Genomic DNA, 394 nt, shown 5'->3' on the forward strand with positions numbered 1-394 from the left:
CCAGTGATAAACTGGAGGAAGGTGGGGATGACGTCAAGTCATCATGGCCCTTACGAGTAGGGCTACACACGTGCTACAATGGCATATACAAAGAGAAGCGACCTCGCGAGAGCAAGCGGACCTCATAAAGTATGTCGTAGTCCGGATTGGAGTCTGCAACTCGACTCCATGAAGTCGGAATCGCTAGTAATCGTAGATCAGAATGCTACGGTGAATACGTTCCCGGGCCTTGTACACACCGCCCGTCACACCATGGGAGTGGGTTGCAAAAGAAGTAGGTAGCTTAACCTTCGGGAGGGCGCTTACCACTTTGTGATTCATGACTGGGGTGAAGTCGTAACAAGGTAACCGTAGGGGAACCTGCGGTTGGATCACCTCCTTACCTAAAGATATT

At 50.8% G+C, this 394-nt stretch carries 1 rRNA gene; it reads left to right on the plus strand.

Annotated features, from left to right (window positions below):
• A 16S ribosomal RNA gene (locus tag ACJ8QI_RS17050) occupies positions 1-382 on the plus strand; the annotation flags it as partial.
• Positions 383-394: the final 12 nt, after the last annotated feature.

It is taken from the genome of Serratia sp. CY84636 (assembly GCF_052166245.1).
Classification (GTDB): domain Bacteria; phylum Pseudomonadota; class Gammaproteobacteria; order Enterobacterales; family Enterobacteriaceae; genus Serratia; species Serratia nevei.